General features: G+C 62.1%; 22 protein-coding genes and 1 pseudogene. 11 read left to right on the top strand and 12 right to left on the bottom strand.

Annotated elements, in window-relative coordinates; genetic code table 11:
- The first annotated feature begins 21 nt into the window (after window positions 1–21).
- The gene (locus tag EJV47_RS09905) at window positions 22–453 is read left to right on the top strand and encodes a hypothetical protein (RefSeq protein ID WP_126692982.1); all 432 of its coding nucleotides are present in this window, start codon (window positions 22–24) and stop codon (window positions 451–453) included.
- Between the two features lie 121 nt (window positions 454–574).
- Window positions 575–1,003 carry a hypothetical protein gene (locus EJV47_RS09900; protein ID WP_126692981.1) on the top strand — a complete coding sequence of 143 codons (429 nt, stop codon included), beginning with the start codon at window positions 575–577 and terminating at the stop codon, window positions 1,001–1,003.
- Between the two features lie 36 nt (window positions 1,004–1,039).
- On the opposite strand, the gene EJV47_RS09895 is transcribed toward EJV47_RS09900, so the two are convergent.
- Window positions 1,040–2,044 (bottom strand): SMP-30/gluconolactonase/LRE family protein, encoded by a 1,005-nt coding sequence (locus EJV47_RS09895; RefSeq protein ID WP_165903682.1) that lies wholly within the window; start codon window positions 2,042–2,044, stop codon window positions 1,040–1,042.
- A 532-nt stretch (window positions 2,045–2,576) separates the two neighbouring features.
- Between EJV47_RS09895 and EJV47_RS09890 the strand changes: the two genes are divergently transcribed.
- Entirely contained in the window at window positions 2,577–3,020 is a 444-nt protein-coding gene (locus EJV47_RS09890) for a hypothetical protein (protein WP_126692979.1), read from the top strand.
- An 85-nt stretch (window positions 3,021–3,105) separates the two neighbouring features.
- Here EJV47_RS09890 and EJV47_RS28650 read toward each other — a convergent pair whose 3' ends face one another.
- Entirely contained in the window at window positions 3,106–3,306 is a 201-nt protein-coding gene (locus EJV47_RS28650; RefSeq protein ID WP_243651092.1) for a hypothetical protein, read from the bottom strand.
- Between the two features lie 221 nt (window positions 3,307–3,527).
- Here EJV47_RS28650 and EJV47_RS09880 point away from each other — a divergent pair, with 221 nt between their 5' ends.
- The 3 genes from EJV47_RS09880 to EJV47_RS09870 all read left to right on the top strand — a co-directional run bounded on the left by EJV47_RS09880 (window position 3,528) and on the right by EJV47_RS09870 (window position 5,333).
- Window positions 3,528–4,514: an L-threonylcarbamoyladenylate synthase gene (locus tag EJV47_RS09880; protein WP_126692977.1), complete on the top strand. Its 987-nt coding sequence runs from the start codon at window positions 3,528–3,530 to the stop codon at window positions 4,512–4,514.
- 193 nt (window positions 4,515–4,707) lie between these two features.
- Window positions 4,708–4,926 (top strand): hypothetical protein, encoded by a 219-nt coding sequence (locus EJV47_RS09875; protein WP_126692976.1) that lies wholly within the window; start codon window positions 4,708–4,710, stop codon window positions 4,924–4,926.
- Window positions 4,926–5,333, top strand: a complete 408-nt coding sequence (locus EJV47_RS09870) for a putative toxin-antitoxin system toxin component, PIN family (protein ID WP_126692975.1) — start codon at window positions 4,926–4,928, stop codon at window positions 5,331–5,333. The genes EJV47_RS09875 and EJV47_RS09870 overlap by 1 nt, the downstream gene beginning before the upstream one ends.
- Before the next feature lie 56 nt (window positions 5,334–5,389).
- Here EJV47_RS09870 and EJV47_RS09865 read toward each other — a convergent pair.
- Window positions 5,390–5,650 (bottom strand): annotated as a pseudogene (locus EJV47_RS09865) (hypothetical protein); the annotation flags it as partial.
- Window positions 5,651–5,728: 78 nt separating this feature from the next.
- Between EJV47_RS09865 and EJV47_RS09860 the strand changes: the two are divergent.
- Window positions 5,729–5,938: a hypothetical protein gene (locus tag EJV47_RS09860; RefSeq protein WP_126692974.1), complete on the top strand. Its 210-nt coding sequence runs from the start codon at window positions 5,729–5,731 to the stop codon at window positions 5,936–5,938.
- Window positions 5,939–5,942: 4 nt separating this feature from the next.
- On the top strand, window positions 5,943–6,527 hold the full coding sequence (locus EJV47_RS09855; RefSeq protein WP_126692973.1) for an ATPase: 585 nt from the start codon (window positions 5,943–5,945) through the stop codon (window positions 6,525–6,527).
- Between the two features lie 36 nt (window positions 6,528–6,563).
- Here the strand turns inward: EJV47_RS09855 and EJV47_RS09850 are convergent, their stop codons facing one another.
- The 9 genes from EJV47_RS09850 to bla form a co-directional block, all read right to left on the bottom strand.
- Window positions 6,564–7,409, bottom strand: a complete 846-nt coding sequence (locus EJV47_RS09850; RefSeq protein WP_126692972.1) for a toxin-antitoxin system YwqK family antitoxin — start codon at window positions 7,407–7,409, stop codon at window positions 6,564–6,566.
- A 79-nt stretch (window positions 7,410–7,488) separates the two neighbouring features.
- Window positions 7,489–10,101, bottom strand: coding sequence for an ATP-dependent chaperone ClpB (gene clpB / locus EJV47_RS09845; protein ID WP_126692971.1), 2,613 nt, complete (start codon window positions 10,099–10,101; stop codon window positions 7,489–7,491).
- Between the two features lie 128 nt (window positions 10,102–10,229).
- Window positions 10,230–10,769 (bottom strand): hypothetical protein, encoded by a 540-nt coding sequence (locus EJV47_RS09840; RefSeq protein ID WP_126692970.1) that lies wholly within the window; start codon window positions 10,767–10,769, stop codon window positions 10,230–10,232.
- Window position 10,770: 1 nt separating this feature from the next.
- Complete coding sequence (locus EJV47_RS09835) at window positions 10,771–11,286, bottom strand: GNAT family N-acetyltransferase (protein WP_126692969.1); 516 nt, start codon at window positions 11,284–11,286, stop codon at window positions 10,771–10,773.
- Window positions 11,287–11,630: 344 nt separating this feature from the next.
- The gene (locus EJV47_RS09830) at window positions 11,631–11,894 is read right to left on the bottom strand and encodes a Txe/YoeB family addiction module toxin (protein WP_126692968.1); all 264 of its coding nucleotides are present in this window, start codon (window positions 11,892–11,894) and stop codon (window positions 11,631–11,633) included.
- Window positions 11,891–12,112 carry a type II toxin-antitoxin system Phd/YefM family antitoxin gene (locus tag EJV47_RS09825; protein ID WP_126692967.1) on the bottom strand — a complete coding sequence of 74 codons (222 nt, stop codon included), beginning with the start codon at window positions 12,110–12,112 and terminating at the stop codon, window positions 11,891–11,893. Before EJV47_RS09825 ends, EJV47_RS09830 begins: the two co-directional genes overlap by 4 nt.
- A 328-nt stretch (window positions 12,113–12,440) precedes the next feature.
- Entirely contained in the window at window positions 12,441–13,214 is a 774-nt protein-coding gene (locus tag EJV47_RS09820; protein WP_126692966.1) for a DUF3800 domain-containing protein, read from the bottom strand.
- 127 nt (window positions 13,215–13,341) lie between these two features.
- A complete protein-coding gene (locus EJV47_RS09815) occupies window positions 13,342–14,055 on the bottom strand; it encodes a hypothetical protein (RefSeq protein ID WP_126692965.1) in 714 nt (237 codons plus the stop codon).
- Between the two features lie 475 nt (window positions 14,056–14,530).
- Window positions 14,531–15,277, bottom strand: a complete 747-nt coding sequence (gene bla / locus EJV47_RS09810; RefSeq protein ID WP_126692964.1) for a subclass B1 metallo-beta-lactamase — start codon at window positions 15,275–15,277, stop codon at window positions 14,531–14,533.
- Window positions 15,278–15,603: 326 nt separating this feature from the next.
- Between bla and EJV47_RS09805 the strand changes: the two genes are divergently transcribed.
- From EJV47_RS09805 to EJV47_RS27980, 3 genes are all read left to right on the top strand, one after another.
- The gene (locus EJV47_RS09805) at window positions 15,604–16,197 is read left to right on the top strand and encodes an HPP family protein (protein ID WP_126692963.1); all 594 of its coding nucleotides are present in this window, start codon (window positions 15,604–15,606) and stop codon (window positions 16,195–16,197) included.
- Between the two features lie 160 nt (window positions 16,198–16,357).
- On the top strand, window positions 16,358–18,361 hold the full coding sequence (locus EJV47_RS09800) for a T9SS type B sorting domain-containing protein (protein WP_126692962.1): 2,004 nt from the start codon (window positions 16,358–16,360) through the stop codon (window positions 18,359–18,361).
- A gap of 153 nt (window positions 18,362–18,514) precedes the next feature.
- Window positions 18,515–18,655, top strand: a complete 141-nt coding sequence (locus tag EJV47_RS27980) for a hypothetical protein (RefSeq protein ID WP_165903681.1) — start codon at window positions 18,515–18,517, stop codon at window positions 18,653–18,655.
- The last annotated feature ends 34 nt before the right edge of the window (window positions 18,656–18,689 follow it).

Here is an 18,689-nt window from a genome sequence, read left to right as displayed (position 1 = left end):
GCCGCTAACCCGCTCCATTCTATGGTCATTTCCCCGCGCAAGCTCCTGCTGATGGCGGCCCTGCTGTTGCCGGCGGCAGTTGGCTACGCCCAGGATACGCCCGTGCTGCCCGCCGTGCCCCAGCCCGCGCCCGACCCCACCCTGCTCAACCCGGCCACCGACTCGGCCCAGGCCGTGCGCAACCTGTTTCGTCGGCGCCGCAACGGCGGCACGGCCTACACCAGCGTGGGCGGGCTAGTGCTGGCGACGGGCGTGCTGGCGGGGCCCTTTTCGCTGGAGCCCCCCGCCTCGGTGGCCATATCGGCGCCGTTTCTGGCCGTGGGCATCGGCAAGCTGGTGCGCTTCGGCCACAAGCGCGAAAACGCCATCATCAAGCAGTACCAGGCCGGCAAGCCCCTGCCCGCCAACATCCGCCGCCGCCTGCGGGCCGAGCTGTTCGCCCCGGCGCGCTAAGCCGGCCAGCCGATTTTTCCCGCCCGGAGTCAACCTTGGCCGGCCGGGGCGGCTCCTGGGGGAAAGCCTGATTGCTATGCCCCGATTGATTCCGCGTCGCGGGTGGCCAGTTGTGTTGAGTATGGCCCTGCTGCTGAGCCTGGCACTAGGCCGCCACCCGGCCCGCGCCCAGCTGCGCCGGCCGCTGCTGGCACCCGCGCCGACTCGCAGCTATACCCTCGAAGACACGGCCTACGCCGTGCGGCGGCTGTTCGACAAGCGCGACGGCGCGGCCACCGCCTTGCTGGCGCGCAGCCTGGGCGTGCTCAGCGGCGTGGGCATAGCGGCCCTGCTGCCTATTTCGCTCGGTAGCGGCGGCGTGAAGCAGGGGCTCGTCGGCGCCGGCCTGCTGACCGGCGCCATCGGCGCCGGGGTAAGCCTGCCCCGCATGTTGCGCTTCAGCCGCAAGCACCGCGACGAAGTAGTAGCCGCCTACCTGCAGGGCGAACCGCTGCCCACTTACGTGCGCCGCCACCTCCGCCCCGAGCACTTCCGGGCCGACGGCCGGTGAGGCGCCGCCCGCAGGCACCCGGGGCTGGCGTAGAGGCTAGAAGCGCGCCTTTACAATGGCAAACCGCGGCGAGGTGGCCTGATAAGGGTAAAGCACGTAGGCATCGGCCGCGCCGCCGCTGAGGCTAGCGCGGCGCGTGAGGGTGGTAGGACTGACGGCACCCGTGGCGAAGCTGCCGGCCGCGGCGGCGTTGGTCCAGGCGTCGGTGCTGCTGAGGCGGTACACGGTGCCCTGGCTGCCAGCCACCACCAGCAGCGTCTGATTATCGAATAGCAGCAGGCCGTCGGCCCCGGTCAGGTTCTGGGCAGTCGTCACGCGGGTAAAGCCCGTGGGGTTGCTGATGGGGACTTTGAACAGGGCGCCGTCGTTGGCTTTGGCCACCAGCAGGTAGCCGTCGGGGTGGTACACGATGCCGTTCAGGCCGAAAGCAGTGCCGCCGCTGAGCTGGGCGTTTTCCAGGAATACCGAGGCCGTACCCTGTAAATCGATTTTGTAGATGACGGGCGCGAAGGAGTCGGTAACGTAGGCATTGCCCTGCGCGTCCACGGCAATGTCGTTGGCGAAGTGCTGGGGGTAAACGGGCCGCAGCCCGCCCAGGTCCACAAAGGACGTCAGCGCGCCGCTGGTGGCGTTGAAGATGGCCACGGCCGCCAGCTTACGCAGCGTGGTGGCCGAGGTGCGGCTGGGATTCACCCCGGCATCCGACACGGCGGCCAGCAGGCGGTTGCGGCCCGCGTCGAGGTTTAGCCCGATGGTCGAAATCAACCGCGGGTCGTCGGCCAGCTGGGTGTACACGCTGTCGTCCGTCACCGTGCCGATGCGGCCCCGGGTGCGCGAGCTGACGAGGAAGCGCCGGTTGTTTTCGTCCCACTGAATGCCCTCGGGGTGCAGAGCGGCCTGGGGCACGGTGATGCGCTCGGGGTTGGGCGGCGGCACGGGTTTATCGTCGTCGTTGTCGCAACCGGGCAGCAAGGCGAGTAAGGGCAGCAGCAGGATGAGCAGGCGCAGCAGGCGGGGCAGGGCGGTGTATAGGGGCGGCATAGGCTGAGGGGTTAATGGGCGGCGTTTCAGTGAGATGCTATACGCGCCGGTCGCCGCCGCGGCCATGTCCTGCAGGTGACCCGGGGGTAAGTGCCAGCCTAAGGGCCGGTGAGTCTGGCGGCCAGCAGAGCGGGCAGTAGCCAACCGCCCCGCCGGCGCAAGTCAGCCGCAACAGGCGCCACTGCCGCACCAAGCGGAGGATGCTGGGCTGTATCAATGGGGCTACGTGCAGCGCGTACACGCTGGCAGGGTAGAAGGCAGCCGGAGGTGTTGCTGAGCACGGCAGCGTTGAAATACTGCCCGCCACTGGTAGTTGCTACCAAGGGAAACTTATGGGACCACCGCAGTAGCGGACCCAATATGGACTGCTTTCTGACTTTTTCAGTACGCGGTGCCTAGGTACAAAAGCCGGCCTGTACAGAAGCCCGGCGGCACAATCAGCGCGTTGGATCGGGCATTAGCCGGCAAGCGCAATTGGTGGAACGGACGCGGCTGAAGCTTACTTTCACCGCATCCTTGCTACCTGCGCCCGATGCGTTACCTGTGCTTTATCATCCTGCTGCTGGCCGCTGCCCATGGCAGCAGTGCCCAGTCAGTGCCCGCCGACACGCCCAGCACCGCTCTGCCCCGGCCGCCGCGGCTGGCCGACGCGGATACCATCCGGGCCATCCGGCACCTGTATGCCCGCCGGCGCGGTTGGGGGCTGGCCATTTGGGGCGGCGGAACGGCCGCTTGCCTGGCCGCGGGCGGTATCGTGGCGGAGCGCAACAAATACAGCGGTTATTACCTTGATACCCCCGGAATGTATATCGGCCTGAGTCTGATAGCGGCCTCCGTCCCCATTGGAGTCGGCGGATACATATCCGGGGGCTATGGCGCCCGGCACGAGGCCCGGCTGATTCAGCGCTACGAAAACGGGGAGCCGCTGCCGCGCCGCATCCGGCGGCAGCTCAAAGCCCGGCATTTTGTGCCCTAACCGGTGGCTGGTGCAGCTAGCCGCTAACATAAAACGGCCCCGCCGGCAGGTAGCCAGCGGGGCCGTTCCCATTGATTCGGCCGCCTTACTCCACCGTGGGCAGCTCCGCGCTACCGAAGCGGATGTTGCCACCTGCCAGCCCGGCCTCCCCCGCGGCATCCCTGCTGACGCGGCCGGCGAGGATTTTCTTCGACAGCTCGTTCAGTCTCAGCCGCTGCCGCACGCGCTTGAGCGGGCGGGTGCCGAAGGCCGGGGCTAAGCCCTGCCTGCCGGGGAAGCCGAGCACCGCGGCGGTGGCTTCCCCGGCGGATGCCGGCTTGTGCCAGCCGCGGCACACCTGCCGCCGGGACGCAGCCGGCTGGCCCCCGCCCGGATGCCGAGGCGGGGCAGCGCGGCCCCCGGCCGGGCCGGGGGCCAGCGGGGGCGTGGCCGGGTTATGGCCGGGTTACGGCCGGGCCCGTACCTTTGCCGGCCGCCCCGACCTACCGGCGCCGGTTTACTTGCCTTATGGATACGCTGCTGGGTACCGACCTCGACCACGCCGCCGCCCTGCTCCGGGCCGGCGAGCTGGTGGCCATTCCGACCGAAACGGTGTACGGCCTGGCCGGGCACGGCCTGCGCGAAGACAGCCTGCGCCGCATCTTCGCGGTGAAAGGCCGGCCGCTGAGCAACCCGCTGATTCTGCACGTTGCCAGCGCCGCGCACCTGAGCGGCTACGTGCGCCCCGACGCCGTGCCCGCCGCCGCCCACGCGCTGCTGGCCGCCTTCAGCCCCGGGCCGCTCACCCTGCTGCTGCCGCGCGAGCCCGCCGTGGTGCCCGATACCGTCACGGCCGGCCTGCCCGACGTGGCCGTGCGCATCCCGGCCCACCCGCTGGTGCGCGAGCTGCTGACCCGCCTCGACTTCCCGCTGGCCGCCCCCTCGGCCAACCCGTTCGGCTACATCAGCCCCACCCTGCCCGGGCACGTGCTGCGCCAGCTCGGCGGCCGCATTCCCTACATCCTCGACGGCGGCCCCTGCCAGGCCGGCATCGAAAGCACGGTGGTGGGCTTCGGGCCCGCGGGCGAGCCGGTAGTGTACCGGCCCGGCGCCATTTCCTTGGAGCAGCTGCGGGCCGTGGTGCCCGCCGCGCGCCTGCGCACCGCCGCCGAAAAAACGCAACGGTCCGCCAGTCCCGGCCTCTTGCCCTACCACTATTCGCCCCACACCCCGCTGCAGCTGTTCGGCCCCGGCCTGGCCGCGCTGCCCGCCTTCGACCCCGCCACCACCGGCGCCCTCACCCTGCACATGCCGCTGCCGGGCCTGCCCTTGGCGCGGCAAGTGGTGCTCAGCCCCGGCCGCGGCGACCTGGCCGAAGCCGCCCACGCCCTCTACGCCGCCCTGCACCGCCTCGACGCCCTGGGCCTGCAGCTGCTGCTGGCCGAGCGCCTGCCCAATACCGGCCTGGGCCTGGCCCTGAACGAGCGGCTGGAAAAAGCGGCGGCGCGGGGGTAGCGGGCTAACAAGGAGAAATTGGGCAGAAATACTGCCTACCAAGGAAGCTTAGCACCGCGGCGGTGGCTTCCAGGCGGCTGCCGGCTTCTGCCTGCCGCTGCTGAAGCTGGCGGAACTGAACGTCGGCTCGGATTGAAAACCTTTTTCCGGATGACCGGCGTTATCTTGCCATAGCACCAGCATTCCTACCGTTATGGTTTCTTCTTCCAATCAGCCCACCAAGCTAAACGAATTGCAAATCAGTTTGCTGCGCTTGTTCGAGCGCGGCATGAGTGATGAAGAAGTGCTGGAGCTGCGGCGGGTGCTGGTAGCGCATATGTCGCAGAAGATGTTGGATGAAGTGGAGCGCATTGATGCGGAACGCGGCTACACGACCGAGGACTACGAGCGGATGCTCAATGCCCCTTCCTGATGCTTCGGGCCGTTGTCGACACCAATTGCCTGCTCGCGTCGCTTAACCGCCGGAGTCCCTACCACCGCTTATACCAGCTTTTCGCCAGCGAAGCATTTGGGTGGGTACTCAGCAATGAGATAGTAACCGAGTACGAGGAAGTACTAACCAGCCATTACGCGGTCGATACCGCCAAACGTGTGGTGGAGATTCTACTGACCGCTCCCAATACGCACTTTCGGGAAGCCTACTACAACTGGCAGCTCATCGAAGCCGACCCCGACGACAACAAGTTCGTAGACGTCGCTATTGCCGCCGGCGCAGATGTGCTGGTAACCAACGACCGGCATTTCGAGGTGCTGCAGCAAATCGAGTTTCCGAGAGTCCGAACTGTGACGTTGCAGCAGTTTCTGCAGTCGATGCCATAAAACCCGCCCCGCCGGCACACAGCCAGCGGAGCGGGTTTGCATCTGACAGAAACTGCCTATTCCACCGTCGGCAGCTCCACGTTCACGAAGCGAATCTGCCCGTCTTCCAGCTCGGCTTCCACCACGGCGTCCTTCGAGACGCGGCCGGAGAGGATTTCCTTCGACAGCTCGTTCAGGATCAGCCGCTGCAGCACGCGCTTGAGGGGCCGCGCGCCGAAAGTCGGGTCGAAGTCCTGCTCGCCGAGGAAGTCCAGCACCGCGTCGGTGGCTTCCAGGCGGATGCCGGCTGCTTCCAGCCGCTGCTGACTCTGCCGGAACGGTTGAGTTGCAAGTAGGAGCACCTATTGGCGGCTTTTGGCGTTAGCTTTAAGCTCATCGAAGTCGGACTCTCACCTATGGATACCGCTGCCAACGTTGCTCAACAACTCGATAACCTCGCCAATCTGGCCGAGCGGGTAGCTACGCCGGAGTTTCAGCGCGGGTTCCGGGCCAGCGTAGCCAACCGCGCCAAAGCCGCTAATTCCTCGCTGACGTACCGTGACCAGCAAGGGCGCCTGGTGCGCGAATGGCCCGCCACCGGCCGCGTGGAAATCCTGGCGGAGTAGCCGCATGAGCGCAACGGTGCCGACAGTGTACGTGCTGGCCGGGCCCAACGGCGTCGGCAAAACGTCCATCTATTGGTACGAAGCCGCCGACGTGCCGCGCCTGAACGGCGACGCGCTGTATCAGCAGGGTGTTGATGCGCTGACCATTGAGGCCACGCTACGTCAGCAGCAGGAAGAATGGGTGGCGCAATGCACTTCGTTCGTTATCGAAACCAATGCCGCCACGGAGCGGGATTACAGCCTGTTTCAGTCGCTGCGGCAGGCGGGCTACCGGGTAGAATTGCGTTTCGTCTGCCTCGAATCGGTGGCGCTGTGCCGGGAGCGGGTAGCCCAGCGCGTGCGCGAAGGCGGCCACGACATTCCGGCCGCCCTCGTTGCCCAGCGCTACGCCAACAGTCTTTCCCTGCTGAAACTCCATTACCGCGCCTTCGATCGGCTGCAACTGTACGACAATACCGCGTTGCCGCGGGAAGTGTTGGAGTTCGTGCCCGGTCAAGTGCCGACGGCGGTAGCCGATTTACCGGCGTGGGCCGCGCCGGTGCTGGCGCATATCACGCGGATGGAAAGGGTGTACGGGCGCCTGGGCTAACTTGCTGAGCCAGCTAAAGCTTTTTGGAAGTGCCCCTCACAAACGCTGACCCGGTTCCGCGTGAACTTCTATTACCAGCTTCCCCTCTTTATCCAGCCATTTCCACCACTTGATAGTATCAAGCTCGAAAAACAATTGATACTTCCCATAAGGTGTAACCAGTTCGTACAGGCCGTTTCGTATACCGCCCTGGGCTTCTACATCATTTTTGCTCAGGTAACGGCCGGGCATACCTGATACATTCACCCAAGTGTCCTCCAGTCCGAATGCCTTATCGGTGTAAATCTCCTTTTTGTATTCAGGAATCCTTTTTACTTCCCTGCGAAAAATAAGGCCATTAACGGAGTAAACTCTGGCTACAACTTGATTATTAGAATCTAAGGTAGTGTTAAGATAGTCTAAGCCATTGTATGTGTACACAAGAATTGTAAAAGGACTTGTTTCTTTCTTGTAATAACGACTATATCCGGTTTTAATGCCTTGCTTAAAAGCTATTTCGGCTTTGAGGATTCCGTGGTTATATTCCTTTATTACTCCCTCTTTTTTGCCGTTAATGAAAGGTGTTTCTGATTCAATCGTGCCATTAATGACTAGTTGGTAGATACCGTCAGGTAAGCTGTCTTTAAGAACGTAGCCATATGAGAAAGCCACGCCCATATCTCCATACCCTATTTTTATGACATAAGCATTGTCTGCTTTATTTTCTAGCGTCACACTGTTAAATATTTCCTTATCCGTGTTACCGGCCCCTTTGCGTACGTGTTTGTCCTTGATTTTTATAGTATGAATAGGCAGTCCCGGTTGGGCCTTCACCACTCCAGGCATTAGGTGAAGCCATACAAGCGGAAGTAATGACGCTATGTAGCTGAAAATTAATCTCATGAGGTCAAGATAAGGGTTTGATATATAAAAGCCCCGCCGACACTGTGCCGGCGGGGCGTTTTACTTATTGACGAACGTGTTACTCCACGGTTGGCAGCTCTACGTTCACGAAGCGAATCTGCCCGTCTTCCAGCTCGGCTTCCACCACGGCGTCCTTCGAGACGCGGCCGGAGAGGATTTCCTTCGACAGCTCGTTCAGGATCAGCCGTTGCAGCACGCGCTTGAGGGGCCGCGCGCCGAAAGTCGGGTCGAAGCCCTGCTCGCCGAGGAAGTCCAGCACCGCGTCGGTGGCTTCCAGGCGGATGCCGGCTCCTTCCAGGCGCTGCTGAATCTGCCGGAACTGGATATCCACGATTTTGCGGATTTCCTTGCGCTTGAGCGGCTGGAACATCACGATTTCGTCGATGCGGTTCAGGAACTCGGGGCGCATGTGCTGCTTCAGCCGCTCGATGACTTCCTCGCGGGTGCGGTCGATGACCTCCTCGTGGTTGTACTCGTTCAGCTCCTTGAAGTTCTTCTGAATGAGGTCGGCCCCGGTGTTGGAGGTCATGATGATGATGGTGTTCTTGAAGTTCGCCACCCGGCCCTTGTTGTCGGTGAGGCGGCCGTCGTCGAGCACCTGCAGCAGGATGTTGAACACGTCCGGGTGGGCCTTCTCGATTTCGTCGAGCAGAATCACCGAGTAGGGCTTGCGGCGCACGGCCTCGGTCAGCTGCCCGCCTTCGTCGTAGCCCACGTAGCCGGGAGGCGCCCCGATCAGGCGCGACACGGCGTGGCGCTCCTGGTACTCCGACATGTCGATGCGCACCATCGCGTTTTCGTCGTTGAACAGGTACTCGGCCAGGGCCTTGGCCAGCTCGGTTTTACCCACGCCGGTGGTGCCCAGGAAGATAAACGAGCCGATGGGCCGCTTGGGGTCCTGCAAGCCGGCGCGGGAGCGGCGCACGGCGTCCGAAATGGCCGCAATGGCTTCCGACTGCCCGGCTACGCGCTTGCCCAGCTCAGCTTCCAGATTCAGCAGCTTCTCGCGGTCCGACTGCAGCATCTTGCTGACCGGGATGCCGGTCCACTTGGCCACCACCTCGGCAATGTCCTCGGAGGTTACCACTTCCTGCAGCATGGAGCCGCCGTCCTTGTTCTGGTTGGCCTGGTTCTGCAGCTCCTTGAGCCTGGCTTCGGCTTCCTGGATTTTGCCGTAGCGCAGCTCGGCCACGCGGCCGTAGTCACCCTGGCGCTCGGCCTGCTCGGCTTCGGTCTTAAACCGCTCGATGGCCTCTTTCTGCTCCTGGATGCCCGTCAGCACGGATTTCTCCGATTCCCAGCGGGCTTTCAAAGAGTCGCGCTTGTCGCCCAGCTCGGCCAGCTCCTTGTTGAGCACGGCTTCGCGGTCCTTGTTGTCCTCGCGGCGGATGGCCTCGCGCTCAATTTCCAGCTGCATGATGCGGCGCTGCACTTCGTCCAGCTCCACGGGCATGGAGTTCAGCTCAATGCGCAACTTGGCGGCGGCTTCGTCCATCAGGTCGATGGCCTTGTCGGGCAGGAAACGGTCGGTGATGTAGCGGCTCGACAGCTCCACGGCGGCAATGACGGCGTCGTCCGTAATCCGCACGCCGTGGTGCAGCTCGTACTTCTCCTTGATGCCGCGCATGATGCTGATGGCGTCCTCCACCGTGGGCTCGTCCACCGTCACGGCCTGGAAGCGGCGCTCCAGGGCCTTGTCCTTCTCGATGTACTTCTGGTACTCCTTGAGCGTGGTGGCGCCGATGGCGTGCAGCTCCCCGCGGGCCAGGGCGGGCTTGAGCAGGTTGGCCGCGTCCATGGCGCCCTCGCCGCCGGCGCCCGCGCCAATCAGCGTGTGCATCTCGTCGATGAACAGGATGATCTGGCCCTCGGCGTCGGTGACTTCCTTGATGACGGACTTGAGGCGCTCCTCGAACTCGCCCTTGTACTTGGCGCCGGCGATGAGTAGGCCCATGTCGAGCGACATGATGGTCTTGTCCTTCAGGTTCTCGGGCACGTCGCCGGCCACGATGCGCTGGGCCAGGCCCTCCACGATGGCGGTTTTGCCCACGCCCGGCTCGCCGAGCAGCACGGGGTTGTTCTTGGTGCGGCGCGAGAGGATTTGCAGCACGCGGCGGATTTCCTCGTCGCGGCCAATCACCGGGTCCATCTTGCCCGAGCGCACCTGCTCGTTGAGGTTGCGGGCGTAGCGGCTGAGGCTCTGGTACTGGTCCTCGGCCGACTGCGAGGTGACCTTGCGGCCCCCGCGCAGCTCCTTGATGGCGGCTTTGAGGTCCTTCTCATTGAAGCCGGTGTCCTTGAGCAGCGTAGCCACGCTGTCGCGGCCGGTGAGGATGCCCAGCAGCAGGTGCTCCACGGATACGTATTCGTCGTCGAACTCCTTGAGGAAGCCGTTGGCGCGCTGCAGGGCGGCGGCGGCTTCGTTGGCGAGGTAGGGCGAGCCGCCGCTTACCTTCGGATAGCCGTTCACGATGGCATCCAGGCGCGGGGTGAGGATATTGAGGTTGACGCCGAGCTTCTTGGCCAGAAATCCGGTCACGTTTTCATCCACCTGGAAGATGCCTTTCAGGAGGTGGCCCGTCTCGATGGCCTGCTGCTGCTGGCCGCCGGCAATTTCGGTGGCCTTCTGCACGGCCTCCTGGGCCTTGATGGTGAAGTTGTTGAAGTTCATGTGTCTAAGTCTGAGTCAGGTGCTTTGGGTAAAAGCTGATACGGACTTAGCAAATGGTGGGCTAAAGGGAGGATTCGGACTTTTTGGCTGATTTTGATGTGTTGCTTTGGCTGAGTGTAGACAAATTTTCAGGTATGTAAAACTTCAGCTAAACTAATGGGACCTTCTACATCTCCCGCAGATTCTGCTGTCATCAGATATACAGAGTCATATTCATAAGTATTAGCAATTTTGTGCCTTTTGTCTTTTAATAAAGTTGTCAATTCATCCATTCTGTGGTTGTATAAGATGAACAGCCCCGCTTTATATTTATATTTATTGGTGTATATTAGTAAAGTTTGAATGTCTTTGAAAATCCCTCTAGTGTCTTTTGAGTTTAAAATTCCTTTGACTTCACATATCAACGTGTTGTCATGCCAAGATCCTGGTTTGTGTACAATAAAATCTGGGTTTCGCCAATCTAATCTGTTGATGTGGTCGTGGAATCTTTTGTCAGGTTCACCGTTTATTGTCAAAGGCAAATGTTGGGATAATGCTCTTAATTGGTGATAAAGTTCATAGCAAAATATTCTCTCACGAATAATATGGTTTTGCTTGTAAGCCACTTGAAGGTCGAAATACTTGCTTTCGATTCTTGAAAGAGCTACTCTGAATAAATCGATATGCATGTTATTGCAGGGTTTTATACCATTTGTTCCTTAATTTGGCTCCATTCTCTAAGTCAAAGTATACTTTGCTTCTATCTGTTGTAAAGCCGAATAACTCAACAATCTTCTCGGACGCAATATTGTCTTTGTCAATATCAGCCTCTACTTTGTGTACTTTGGCATTTGTTAAGACGTCTAAAACAAGCCCCATTGCTGTTTTTGTAATGCCCTTTCCTCTGAAATTCTCAGATAGGGCAAACGCAATATTTCCTGTATTGATAGATTGTCGTTCAAATGATATAAACCCGCACGGAGTAAAAATCTCATTTCTTGTGTAGGGACTTACCTCTACAACAGAAATTATATATGTAGCGCCGGAATTGTTCTTGTCGTTGTCTAGCCATACGTCTACGAGTAACGCAGGGTCATGGCGTATTTCAGATGGTAGTATTATGTATTCTTTGACTAAATTGTCATTAAATAGTTTGCGAATAAAGTCTTTGTCGTTGTGGTTTACATTGTTTAGAATAATCTCCATGGTGTGCTTGTCTTTAGTTTTTGAGAAATCATTTGCGTTTACAGACAGCCATTCGAAGCCTTTTAGGCTTCCGTTTTCGTCAAGGCCAATCTACGAAGACAAATCTATCTGCAAGTAGTGCCTGCGTAGTGATACACCTATGCACTCGAAGACAATCTGCTCGGCATAACCGACAAGCAGCAACCAAACTAGGTAGAAGCGCGGGGCGTGGTGCGGGCGGCGTTTCTGCCGAACCTTCCCACACCGCGCCTCTAAGCAGCCGCAGCAGCCACAGGGGCGGGGCTACGTTGCCGGCGGGCGGGGCGTCAAGTCAGTTTTCCAGGCGGAGGCCGGTAGAGCTACGGCTACTTATCGTCGTAGTGGAAGCGGCACTGGGCAATGCGTAGCTCGTCGCCGGCGAGCTTGTAGACCAGGCGGTGCTCGTGGGTGATGCGGCGCGACCAGTAGCCGCGGAAGTTGCCTTTCAGGGGTTCGGGCTTGCCGGTACCGGTGAAGGGTGTGCGCATACACTCCTTGACGAGGTCATTGATTTTGCGCAGGAGGGCTTTGTCGGTTTCCTGCCAGTGGAGGTACTGTTGCCAGGCAGCCGCGTCCCAGCAGAGTATCATCCCTCAATCAGGTCGTGCTGGGTGAACTCGCCGCGTTCAAGGGCTTCGATGGAGGCGGTGAGGGCCTTGCGGTTGGCTTCGGTGCTCAGCAGGTACTCGGTTTCATCCTGCGGCTTGGCTTTGCTGCGCACGGCTTTGGCTTTGATGAAGGGAATGCTCTGCAGCAACTCCATCACGAAGGCAGCTTTGTGGTCGGGGACTTCGAGCGTGATTTTCATACTAGTCAAAACTAGCTTATTCGAAGCAGGTTCCCAACGGCGCTGCAATTTTGCCTCTGTGGCCTTTCTGCACGGCTGGCTACCAAGACGTGGCGCTGAGTTCAGGGAGCTAAGGTTGTAGGGCTTGCAGCTCCTGAACGAGGAAGAAGCGCGGGGCGTGGTGCGGGCGGCGGCGTTTCGGCTGAACTTGGAGCTGCCGGTGGAGCTGCTGTTGCGTAGCCGGCGAACTGCCTGCGCTGAACTTTCGTTATACTTGCAACGAATCTGGACGGGTGCTAGTCGCCCTAGTAGGATTCCTCCGGGGCTGCCTTTGGCAGCCCCTTTTCTTTTATAGCTCTACGATGTGCAGGGCGTGGCTGCGGGTGGCGTGGGGATTGATGACGCTGAGTAAACGGCGGTAGAAGTTGTGGCCCTGCTTCTTTTTCATGTAGGCGTTGGGCTCGTAGAGCTGGCGGGCACAATAAGCTACCACGTCGATGAGCTGGTGGATGAAGGAGTGGGCAGAATCCTTCAGGAAGGGGTCTTCGATGACGTACTGCAGGGTCATGTTGCGGTACGTGCTGCCCAGTTGCTGGTAGTAGCCCTGACTGGGAACGGGGTTGTAATAGCGCATCCGGCGCAACAGGGCGGTAAGCTTGCCGCCGTCGGTGTTGTCGGGGAGGATGAGGCCGCGCTGGTCGGGGAAGGCGCCGGGGAAGTTGCGGTGGCGGATGGTATTCTCGAAGCGCTGAATCAGGGTTTGCCAAGCTGCTTCGAAGACATCGTAGGTAGCGGGCTTGGTGGTTTTGTTGACTACGACGGTGATGATGCTGACATCAGTGCGGTTGCCGAGGAAGTCAATGCACTGCTTGAGGATATCGAGCCGGTCGTGGCGTTTGATGCGGACGAGGGGGCCGGGATTGTTGATGAACGGGGCGGCGTGGATTTCCTCGCGCAGCTTTAAATCCTTGGTGGTGCGCAGGTGGCGACGGAAGGCGACGAGGTCGTTAAGGATATTGCGCCACTGAGTTTCGTGGAGGACCAGGCCGGTCAGGACGAAATACTTGGTTGGACTGTTTTGCAGGCCGATGTCGCCGCTTTCATCAACGTAGAGTAGATACATAAGGCGGTTTGGATAGACTTGAAAAGCCGCTCCGTGCGTGGAGCGGCTTTTCTCATGGTAAGCGGTTGCGGTTACTAGCTGGCGTCAGCACGCGAGATGTCTCGCAGGGCTCGACATGACGTTCTAACTACTTCTGCGGCTGCTGCGGCGCGTCCGGCTGGCCTGCATCATCCCCGCCTTTTCGCTTGCCCGGTCGGTCGATGACTTTGCGGGCGGCTTCGACGCGCTGGAAGAACTCGGGGTGGGAGCGGGCGTATTTGCGCAGGCTGGGGTTGAGGCGGTCTTCGAGCAGGGCGGCCAGGAGCTTGAATTTGGCGCTGATGGCTAGGCGGGCGGCCTTGCCTTCGCTGATTTGCTGGCGCGGGTCGTTCTTGGCGCCGCTAAAGGCATTGATGGCGGCTTTCAACTCCTGCAGGCGCTCCGGGGTCACGCCGTAGTCTTCGAGGGCTTTGGCGTGGGTGGTGGCCTGGTCGTGGATGTCCTGGGCGGTATCGGTGAGGGCGGTGGCGCGCAGGTTCAGCAGGGTGCCGTAGCTGTGGTTGGCGGCGTTTTGCAGGGTGCGGTCCTGCTGGTCGATGGCGTAGGCGTACACATCACCGGCCACTTCGCTGGCACTGGTGGCGAGTAATTCGCGGCGGTCGGTTTTGGCGGCGGTTTTGGGTTTGCTGGCTTTGCGCTGCGTATCCCGGCGCAGGGGGGTGAGGTCGTTGGTGAGCTGTTGCAGCTCGGCAATCATGCGTTGCAGGGCTTTATCCTGCTGGTAGGGGGTGGCGTCCTGCTGCAGGGCGGCCAGGGCGTTTTCGGCGGCGGTGAGCCGGTTGTCTTGTTTGGCGGTAAGCATATTGGGAATGTGGGTATTGGTGGAAAAAAGGGAGGCAAACGACGAGCAATAGGGGTGCGCAGGGCAGAATAGAGCAGTACCCAAGAATAGAAATATTCGGGAATATTTTGGTGCGCCACCGCTGGAAAAAGTGTGACTTAGCTTTGGACGACCGAGGCGAAGCTTTGGACGGTCGGGGCGAAGCTTTGGCGCATTGGGACATAGCTTTGGACAACCGCGGCGAAGCTTTGGCGGGTGGAGGCGAAGCTTTGGACGACTGGGGCAGGGCTTTGGGACGTGCGACCCGGCTTTGGACGATTGGGGCGAAGCTTTGGAGGACTGGGGCGAAGCATTTGGTGATTCGTTCCCCGCCTTGGTGGTTCGTAACCGACTTTGGGAAAAGTTGCTCCGCATCGGACCCGATGCCGCTGGCGGTAGCAACAGCTCATTCAAACTACCCACGTCACACCCATCACCCCAGGAATGAGGTGAGCGGCTAGGGCTGCTGAAACAGCTGGATGGTGTAGTCGAGCAGGCTTTGGCCGCCGACCTGGCCGTGGCCGGGCACTACCACCTGCACCCGCGGGTACTGCTGGCGCACACGCTGCACCGTGGCGGGCCAGGCCTGCACGTTGGCGTCGGCGAGGTTGCCCTTGGGGGCGTTCAGCTCCTTGATGAGGCAGCCGCCGAACATCACCTGCTCGGCCGGGAAGTAGCCCACCACGTTGTCGCGGGTGTGGCCTTCGCCGAAGAAAGTGGCCTGCACCTTGGTGGTACCGACGCGCAGCGTCAGGCTGTCGGTGAAGGCGCGCTCGGGCACGGGGGCGCGGCGCTGCTGGGCGTAGGCAATGGTTTGCTGACTGGCGTAGGAGGGAATGCGCTGGCGCCGGAACTCCGGCAGGCCGCCCACGCAGTCTTCGTGAAAATGCGTCGGGATGACGGCCTTGACCCGGCAGCGCAACTCCTTGCGGAGCCAGGCCAGCAGCTCCCGGGAGTCGCTTTCGGTGGCCGGCGTATCGAAGATGACGGCCTCGCGCCGGCTGCGGACGATGAGGCCGTTGCAGGCCACCTTGCCAAACGAATCGGTTTGCAGAAAGGACGTGTGCACGAAGGCATTGGGGGAAACCTGCGTAATCGTCAGCGCGGCCGATTGGTACACCGTTTTGGCCGGGTAAGCGGCGGTTTGGGCCGTGGCCGGGCCGGCCAGTACGGCGCAGAGGAGCAGGGCAAGCAGGGTTTTCATGGGCGCAATAAGGGGAAAATCGGAGCAGGGGCTACCGGCGGCCGGCGGCCCGGAGCAGCGCGTAGGCGCAGCGCAACACGAAGACGAGCAGGGTACAGCCAGCCGTGGCCGCCAGAAAGATGGGCAGGTAATTACGCACCCCGCTAAGCGAGTACCAGCCGACCACACAGCCAGGCGCCTGGCTGTGTGGTCGAGGTAGGGGAGCGGGCTGGCGGAGCAGCGCCACCACTTGGGGCCGGTCCCGTTGAATAAGGGCCGCCACAACGGCAAGGCAGGGCTACCTTTGCGTTCGGAGGAACCACGGCGGGCCCTTCCGCCACCGGATTATGCGAAGAAGACTGCGGGGCCCCGCGCGGCGGGCGCGGCTGATTATCTACCGGGAAACGCTGTTTGATTACCGGGAGCATTGCTGGACGTTTCTGGGCTCGTTCGTGGGCATTGCCCTCATCGGGTTGCTCAACCGCTACCTGCTGGGCCCGGCCGATACCCTGCTGCTGGTGGGCTCGTTCGGGGCCTCCTCGGTGCTGATTTACGGGCACATCAACAGCCCGCTGGCTCAGCCGCGCAACCTGCTCGGCGGCCACGTGCTGAGCGCCTGCGTGGGCGTGACGGTGCAGCGGCTGGTGGGCGGGGAGCTGTGGCTGGCGGCGGCGCTGGCCGTGTCCTTGTCCATCGTGACGATGCAGATAACCAAAACCCTGCACCCGCCCGGCGGCGCCACCGCGCTGATTGCCGTTATCGGCTCCCCGGCGCTCAAGGCCCTGGGCTACTGGTACGTGCTCATGCCGGTGCTGACGGGCGTGCTGCTGCTGCTGGCCGTGGCCCTGGTCGTCAACAACGCGGGCCGCACGCGCCGCTACCCCACCAACCGGCACTGGTACCGGGTGTGGCAGCGGCGCTACCGGGGGCTGGGCGGCTGAGCAACGTACGCGCTGGGAATCGGGTCATTAGCATTGCTAGCCGGCTGCCCGGCGCCGGGGCCCGCCGGCGGGTGAAAATAACCCGCGGCGGATTGGCGTCGGAAGCTTATTTTCAAGCAGGCAGCCCGGTACGCTGCCCTTTATTCCCCCCCCCCCGCGTATGCTGCACCGCTATTCCTACTGTTTTATTGGCTGGCTGAGCCTGCTGCTGTTGCTGGTGCGGCCCGCCGCGGCCACGCACCTGGTGGGCGGCGAAATGAGCTACCAGTACCTGGGCAATAACGGCCCGGCCAACGCGCCCTACCACTACCTGATTACGGCCACGGTGTACTTCAGCAAGGAGCCCAACTCGGTGGCGCCCGATGGTCGGCCCACCCTCATGTTCAGCGTCGTCGACAAGGACCCGGTGCGCGGCTCCCAGCGGTGGCTGACCGTCACGCGCAACAGCTTCTATGAAATGAGCCCGCTGCAGCCGTCCGGCTGCTCCCTGGTGTTTCCGCGCGTGACGGTGGCCAATTACTCGGCCGATTTGTACGTGCCGGCCTCGACCAGCGGCTACGTGCTGGTTTATTCCGAATCGGCCCGCAACATCGACATTACCAACCTGTTCAGCGCCGGCTCTACGGCCATGGGCTTGTCGGTGCACCTGCCGCCCATGCCCATCGTCAACACGGCGCCGGTGTTTTCGGACATGGCCGTGGCCCTGATTTGCCAGAACGATACCACCTTCATCCTCAACAACGCCTACGATGCCGACGGGGATAGGCTGGAATACAGCTTCGGCACGCCCTACAGCGGGGGCACCGGCGCCGGTATGGGCTCCGTGAACTACAACACCGGCTTCAGCGTGCAGCAGCCCTTCGGGCCGGCCGGCTACACGGCTATCAATCCGGCCACGGGCCTGGCCAGCTACTTCGCCACCCAGGCCGGCCGCTACGTGGTGGCCGTCGACGTGCGCGAGTACCGCACCATTGGCGGGCAGGAAGTGCTGCTGAACACCATCCGGCGCGATATGCAGCTGGTGGTGCGGCCCTGCGGCCTGACTTCCACCCGCGCCCCCTCGCTGACGGCTGCCACCCTGGCTACCCGCAGCTACACCATTGAGGAAGGACAGGACGTGGGCTTCGACATTACCGCCCAGCTGCCGGGCCAGCCGTTGACCCTGCGCGTGAGCAGCATCCTGCTCGATGGTCCCGGCCCCTTCGATGCCGCCTTCAACAACAGCACCGGTACCCCAAACGCCGGCACGGTGGGCGCGGTGACGGTGAGTGGTACCGGCACCGTGAGCGGCCGTTTCCGCTTCCGGGCGGGCTGCGGCACGGCCCGCCCCGCTCCCTACGACGTGGTGGTCCTGGCGCAGAACAATAGCTGCGGCGGCCGCAACGTGGCCGAGATATTCCAGATTCGGGTGACGCGGGCGGCGGGCCCCACCGGCCTGAGCGGCCCCAGCAGCGGCTGCGGCTACCTTACCGGCCGCTACGAAACCCAGGGGCCAAGCTCGCCGAGCTACGGGTGGCGCATCCGGGGCGGGCGCATCATCGGGCCCACCAACGGGGCGGCGGTGCAGGTGGAGTGGGGCGCTGGGCCCAGCGGGCGGCTGACGGCCTACGGCCTCTCGGCCCTGGGCTGCCCCACCGACTCGGTCACGCAGCCGGTGACGCTCACGCCCGGCCTGCCCATCAGCGGGGCGGCGGTGTACTGCCCGCAGGCCGGCCGCGGCATGCGCTTCAGCGTGCCCGCCCAGCCCGGCAGCAACTACCAGTGGAGCATCGACAACGGGGGCAGCGTGGTGAGCGGACAGGGCACGGCGGAGGTGCAGGTGAACGTGCCCAACGGCCGCACCGCCACCCTGCGCGTGCTTGACGTGGCGGGCGGCAGTTGTCCCGGCCAGCTGCTTATCAGTCCCGACCAAGCCTGCCTGGCGTTTTACAACGTCATTACCCCGAACGGCGACGGGCTGAACGACGCCTTCGTGGTGGAGCACCTGGAGTACCACCCCGGCAGCCGCCTGCGCATCTACTCGCGCTGGGGCCGCGAGCTGTACCAAACGGCCGACTACCGCAACGACTGGCGCGGCGACGCCCAGCCCGCGGGCATCTACTACTACCTGCTGCAGGTGCCCGACGGGCGCACGTTTAAGGGCTGGTTTGAGCTGCTGCGCTGAGGCCGGCGCTGAAAACGGCCTTGTTGGGCGCCCTACTGGCCCTGCAACCCGTCGGGGTAGTCAGAATCAGGCAATTGGTGAAAGGTATATATAGAAAATACGAATATATTATAGTATATTATCTAGGTCTAACCTTCATCCGGACCTTCTATTATGGAAACCAAACCCAAGCGAATCCAGGGATTCGGAGGCCTGCGCGGCGGCATGCCGTGGTGGGCTATTCTGCTGATGCTGGGCGTGTTCTACCTGCTCGGCTGGGTGCTGCGCCTGACGGGCGTCATTCCGGCCCACTGAGGTCGGCAGCGCCGGAAACAGCCGCGCCGCCCGG

The organism is Hymenobacter gummosus, from assembly GCF_003970915.1.
Taxonomy (GTDB): Bacteria; Bacteroidota; Bacteroidia; order Cytophagales; family Hymenobacteraceae; genus Solirubrum; species Solirubrum gummosum.
This window is presented reverse-complemented; position numbering and strand designations above follow the sequence as displayed.